The organism is Streptomyces sp. NPDC029164 (genome assembly GCF_055563995.1).
Map to the genome: position 1 here is coordinate 13,780 of NZ_JBVHWW010000067.1, position 5,388 is coordinate 19,167.

Genomic DNA, 5,388 nt, shown 5'->3' on the forward strand with positions numbered 1-5,388 from the left:
CGACGCTCGTCCCCCCACCCTCTCCCCCCCCCCCCCCCCCACACACCCCCCCCCCCCCCCCCCCCCCCCCCCCCCCCCCCCCCCCCCCCCCCCCCCCCCCCCCCCCCCCCCCCCCCCCCCCCCCCCCCCCCCGCCCCCCACCCCGGCCGGCTGGTCCCGGGTGTTCCTGGACGACTTCGACGGAGCCGCGGGGTCCGGGGTGAACACCGCCGACTGGCAGTACACCACCGGCACCAGCTACCCCGGCGGACCCGCCAACTTCGGTACCGGCGAGATCGAGACGATGACCGCCGACCCCTCCAACGTCTCCCTCGACGGCACGGGCAACCTGCGCATCACGCCGCGGCGGGACGCGGCCGGCAACTGGACGTCCGGCCGGATCGAGACCAGGCGGTCCGACTTCCAGCCCCCGGCGGGCGGCACGCTCCGCACCGAGGCGCGCATCCAGATGCCCAACGTCACGGGTCCGGCGGCCAAGGGCTACTGGCCGGCGTTCTGGATGCTCGGAGCCCCGTACCGCGGCAACTGGTGGAACTGGCCCGGCATCGGTGAGATCGACATCCTGGAGAACGTCCAGGGCATCAACAACGTCTGGGCCACGGTGCACTGCGGCACGAGCCCCGGCGGACCCTGCAACGAGACGTCCGGCATCGGCGGCCAGCACGTCTGCCCGGGCACGAGCTGCCAGGGCGGCTTCCACACCTACGCCGTGGAGTGGGACCGCGCGACCGCGGTCGAGGAGATGCGCTTCTACGTCGACGGCGTCAACTTCCACACCGTACGGGCGAACCAGGTGGACGCGACCACCTGGACCAACGCCACGAACCACGGCTACTTCATCATCCTCAACGTCGCCATGGGCGGCGGCTTCCCCGATGCCTTCGGCGGCGGTCCCGACGCGGGCACCCAGCCCGGCCACGCCATGGTCGTCGACTACGTGTCCGTCCTCCGCTCGACCGGCGGCACGACCCCGCCCACCACTCCCCCGACCACCCCGCCCACGACGCCCCCGACCACCCCGCCGGCCGGCAACCGCGACGCGTACGCCGCGATCCAGGCCGAGTCGTACGACGGCCAGGCGGGGGTGGCCAAGGAGACCACCTCGGACTCCGGCGGCGGCGAGAACCTCGCGTCGCTCGGCAACGGCGACTGGGCCCTGTTCAGGGGCGTCGACTTCGGCTCCACACCGGCGAGGCAGTTCTACGGACGCGTGGCGAGCGGCGCGGCCGGCGGCGTCAGCGGGCTCGTCGAGGTGCGCCTCGACAGCCGCACCTCGGCTCCGGTCGGCGGCTTCTCGATCGCGGGCACCGGCGGGTGGCAGAGCTGGCGCACGGTCCCGGCGAACATCACCGCCGTCACGGGCACGCACGACGTCTACCTGACGTTCACCAGCGGCCAGCCCGCCGACTTCGTGAACGTCAACTGGTTCGACTTCGGACACTGATCCGATCCCGAAGGCTCCGCCGGCGACGCCGCCACTCCTCGGCCAGCAGGCGGTGGGAGCGGACCCGGTCCTCGTGGTCGTGCGTGATGGTGGCGATCAGCAACTCGGCCCCGGTGGCCTCCTGGAGCCGCTCCAGGTGATCGGCGACGGTCCGCGCCGAGCCGGCGAACCGGGTCTCCACCCGGTCGGCGACGAGTTCCCGGTCCGCCTCCGTCCAGGGCAGCGCGCGCCTCGGCGGGCGTGGGGAAGGGGATGGCGCCCTCGGCGGTACGGATGCTGCGCACCCAGGGGGCCTATCCGGTGGCCAGTTCGCGGGCGGTCAATTCGCGCCGCCGGACCGGCCCGGTTCCGGGGCTACCGGTGGTCGGGAACGTACTTGTAGCCGACGCGGCGCACGGTGGTGATGCGGCCCCGGTGGGCGGGGCCGAGCTTGCGGCGCAGCCTGGCCACGTGGACGTCGACCGTACGGCCGTCGCCGATGTGTCCGTAACCCCAGATGTCCGAGATGAGGGCCTCACGTCTGTGAACCGTGTACGGATGGGCCACCAGGTGGGCCAGGAGGTCGAACTCCAGGTAGGTGAGGTCCAGTTCGCGTCCGTCGACCTCGACCAGCCGACGTGCGTGGTCGACCCGGATGGCATCGTCGAGCCGGACGCGGTCGTCGAGCCGGACGGCGTCGGGGTGCGGGGCCGGTTCCTGCTCGGGTGCCGGGAACGTCCCGGGCTTGAGGGGGAGGATCTCCGGGTGTATGCCGTGCGCGGTCATCACCGCCATCGGATCGACGTCCGCCGGCAGGAACACGAGGTAGCCGACGCGGCCCCGGGCGATCCCGTGGGCGGGGACAGCGGGCGGACGTTCGCCGACCAGCTGGAGGCGCGGGGCGGGGGAACGACGGACGGCCGTGGCGGGTACCGGTGCGGGAAGTGCGGTGGTCACGATGAGCCCCTTCGGCTGCTCGGAATGGGGTGCGGACGCCGGGTGTTGGGCCGCGACAGGGCAGGGGTCTCCGTGACGGATCCGGCGGGAGGGCCGGCGCGCCGCACGCCGGGCGGACCCGTACGGCTCAGCGGGCCGGGGGTACGGGAAAGGCGCGGCGCATGGAGAGGAGCGGCAGCCGGAAGACCGGCGCGCATCGAGGAAATGCCCTGTCGAAGAAGCCCTAGACGGGTCGGCAGACGGCGCTGGCGACGCGACGGAGGTCAACGTGCCTGCGGCGTACGAGCAACGGCTGCGACGGGGACATGGTCACATCGTGAGGGGCGCGGCGGGCGTGCGTCAATACTTCCCTACCGATTGACTAGGAATCGTCGCTGACCTGCAGAGTCTCTCATTTCGAGATCGCGTCGTCCGCCATTCGGTCACACTCTTGCCGGGTAGGCGGCTACGGGCGAGTATCCCTATCAATCCGATGGGAAAGGTGGGGATTCGGTGAAGCGGCCGGGCGGCGCCACCCAACAACGTTCCGGAGTAGCCGACATGACCACCGCCATCCCCCTGGGCACTGCCGACCGCCGATCCGTCGACGAGCAGCGCCGCGCGCTCCTGCGTACTGCCCGCGACGTGGCGGACGACCTCGCCGCGGACGCCATCGCCCGTGATCAGGCGGGCAAGCCGCCGGCCGACGAGACGGCCCGGCTGCGCGAGGCGGGTCTGCCGGCGGCCCTCACCCCGCCCGGGCCCGACCGCGGGGCGGACTGGCGTACCGGATGTGCCGTCATACGGGAGATCGCCGCAGCGGACAGCTCCGTCGGCGACCTACTCGCCCGCCACTACGTACACACCTGGAGCGGACGCTTCTACGCGAGTCACCACCACGCGACCGCCCTCGAAGAGGAGTCGGTGGGCGAGCGGTGGCTGTGGACCGGTGCGGTCCGCGCTCCGGTCCCCCACACCGACACCGACGGACCGGAGCTCACGCTGCGGCGGCGTACCCCCGGCTACGTGCTGAGCGGGCGCCGGTCCGTGGACACGGCGGTGGCCGCGGCCGACCAGATCGTGGTCGACGCCGTGTGCGCGGCGTCCGGTGACGTCCTGGTCGTACGGACCCCACCGGGCGCACGGGGCGTGTCCGTCGAGTCCGCACACGACCGCCTCGGGCAGCGCGTCGCCGGCGCGGGCGAGGTCGTCCTGGACCGGGTCGCCATCGCGCCCGAACAGGTGCTGGGCCGCCGGCCGCACGACGAGGAGTCGACCGCGCCCTTCACCGCGCTGGCGGAGCCGGCGCTCCGGCTCGCCCTGTGTCATGTCGGCCTCGGCATCGCCGAGGGCGCCCTCACCGAGGCCCGCGACCTCAGCAGGGGCGGCCGCGCGCACCGGCTGCCCGGCGAAGACCCGGACCTCTTCCTGACGTACGGGAAGCTCGCCCTGGCCGCCCAGACGGCCACGGCGGTGGTCGACCGGGCGACGGACGTGATGGCGCGGGCCCTCGACACGGGTACGCACCTCGACGCGGAAGGAGCCGCGGGCGTCGCCGCCCTGGTCGCCACGGCCGAGACCGTGACGTCGAAGGCCGCCCTGCGCATCACCGCCCGGGTGCTGGAACTCGCCGACGCGCCCGGCTTGGACCGTTTCTGGCGCAACGCCCGGGTCCTGACGGCCCACCGCCCTGCCGCCCGCCGTTTGCGCTCCATCGGCGAGCACTACCTCAACGGCTCCCACCCGGTGGTGGCGGTCTTCCGCTGACGCGGGCCCGAGCACCTGTCCGGCGGCCGCCGGCCGGCCGCGGGGGGACAGCGGCCGAATCGATGCAAGATAATGTCCGTATGCGGATCTCAGCCAGGGCGGACTACGCGGTACGTGCCGCACTGCAGCTTGCCGCGTCACAGGACGACGGGCCGGTGAAGGCAGAGGCCATCGCCGATGCTCAGGACATCCCCCACAAGTTCCTCGAGGGCATCTTGAACGACATGCGCCGGGGCGGTCTCGTACTCAGCCAGCGCGGCGGCAACGGCGGCTACCGGCTGGCCAAGCCCGCCCGGTCCATCAGCATCGCGGACGTGATCCGCGTCGTGGACGGACCGCTCGTCTCGGTGCGCGGGGTGCGCCCTCCGGACCTGTCCTACACCGGCCCCGCCCAGGCACTGCTCCCCCTGTGGATCGCGCTGCGGGCCAATGTCCGCGAGATCCTCGACGGCGTGAGCCTCGCCGACGTCGCGTCGTCCGAGCTGCCCGCGGACGTATCGGCCCTCGCCGATACCCCTGGCGCCTGGACCAATCCCTAACCCCTCCGCGACCTGCATGTTCTCACATAACGAGATTCTGGCGTCCATCATTCGGTCACCCTCTTGGGGCGGGTGGCGGCCTCTGCCAATATGCCTACCAACCAGGTGGGAAAACTAGGAATCCAGTGAGGTGGGCCGTGCGAACATCGCATCACGCAGGCCGGATGCCGCCTCTGACCTCCCGCCGGCACATCGACCTGCTCCGCACGTCCAGCGCCATCTGTCCGTCCGGCTGACACCACGCGCCGGGCCCCGCTCCACGTGTAGTCACCACTGAGCACCGTCGGACCGGCCCTCGGCCGACCACGCCGACCGTGTGGAGTCGAGCGCGGGCGTCCGCACGACGGGCTCGACCTCCGTCCCCGAGGTGTCCGACACCCCTTCGTTCCCCGGGCCCGCGACCGCGGTCGCGTCGCCCACCGCTCACAGCTCACCGCTCACCGCCGGGCGTCGGTTCCGTGTGCGCCGACGGCTTCGCGCCGCCCTTCTCCGTACCTCCGTACCTCCGTACGTCCGTACCTCCTTGAACACCATCCCGTGAAAGGACACCTCCGTGTCTGCCGCAAGACCGCTCACCACCCTGCGCACCATCGCCGTCACCGCGACGCTTCCCCTGCTGCTCACCGCCTGCGGCTACGGCTCGGAGGCCAAGAAGGACGAGGGCGGCAAGGCCGACGTCTCGGCCACCGACGGCGCGAAGCTGTCGGCCTCCGAGGTGCGGAT

The 5,388-nt window shown here is 72.6% G+C and carries 5 protein-coding genes and 2 pseudogenes; 4 read left to right on the forward strand and 3 right to left on the reverse strand.

What is annotated here, in order from left to right; genetic code table 11:
* Positions 1-133: 133 nt before the first annotated feature.
* Positions 134-1,444, forward strand: a pseudogene (locus ACZ4VT_RS36345) (glycoside hydrolase family 16 protein); the annotation flags it as partial.
* Here ACZ4VT_RS36345 and ACZ4VT_RS36350 read toward each other — a convergent pair.
* The 3 genes and pseudogenes from ACZ4VT_RS36350 to ACZ4VT_RS36360 all read right to left on the reverse strand — a co-directional run.
* Positions 1,419-1,767: pseudogene (locus tag ACZ4VT_RS36350) on the reverse strand (LLM class flavin-dependent oxidoreductase); the annotation flags it as partial. The pseudogenes ACZ4VT_RS36345 and ACZ4VT_RS36350 overlap by 26 nt on opposite strands.
* 31 nt (positions 1,768-1,798) lie before the next feature.
* Positions 1,799-2,380, reverse strand: a complete 582-nt coding sequence (locus ACZ4VT_RS36355; protein ID WP_467955641.1) for a winged helix-turn-helix domain-containing protein — start codon at positions 2,378-2,380, stop codon at positions 1,799-1,801.
* Between the two features lie 223 nt (positions 2,381-2,603).
* On the reverse strand, positions 2,604-2,687 hold the full coding sequence (locus tag ACZ4VT_RS36360; protein ID WP_324617234.1) for a putative leader peptide: 84 nt from the start codon (positions 2,685-2,687) through the stop codon (positions 2,604-2,606).
* A 233-nt stretch (positions 2,688-2,920) separates the two neighbouring features.
* Between ACZ4VT_RS36360 and ACZ4VT_RS36365 the strand changes: the two genes are divergently transcribed.
* From ACZ4VT_RS36365 to ACZ4VT_RS36375, 3 genes are all read left to right on the forward strand, one after another.
* On the forward strand, positions 2,921-4,126 hold the full coding sequence (locus tag ACZ4VT_RS36365; RefSeq protein ID WP_467955642.1) for an acyl-CoA dehydrogenase family protein: 1,206 nt from the start codon (positions 2,921-2,923) through the stop codon (positions 4,124-4,126).
* 80 nt (positions 4,127-4,206) lie between these two features.
* Positions 4,207-4,665: an RrF2 family transcriptional regulator gene (locus tag ACZ4VT_RS36370; RefSeq protein ID WP_467955643.1), complete on the forward strand. Its 459-nt coding sequence runs from the start codon at positions 4,207-4,209 to the stop codon at positions 4,663-4,665.
* A gap of 164 nt (positions 4,666-4,829) precedes the next feature.
* Positions 4,830-4,901, forward strand: a complete 72-nt coding sequence (locus tag ACZ4VT_RS36375) for a putative leader peptide (RefSeq protein ID WP_467955645.1) — start codon at positions 4,830-4,832, stop codon at positions 4,899-4,901.
* Positions 4,902-5,388 lie beyond the last annotated feature (487 nt).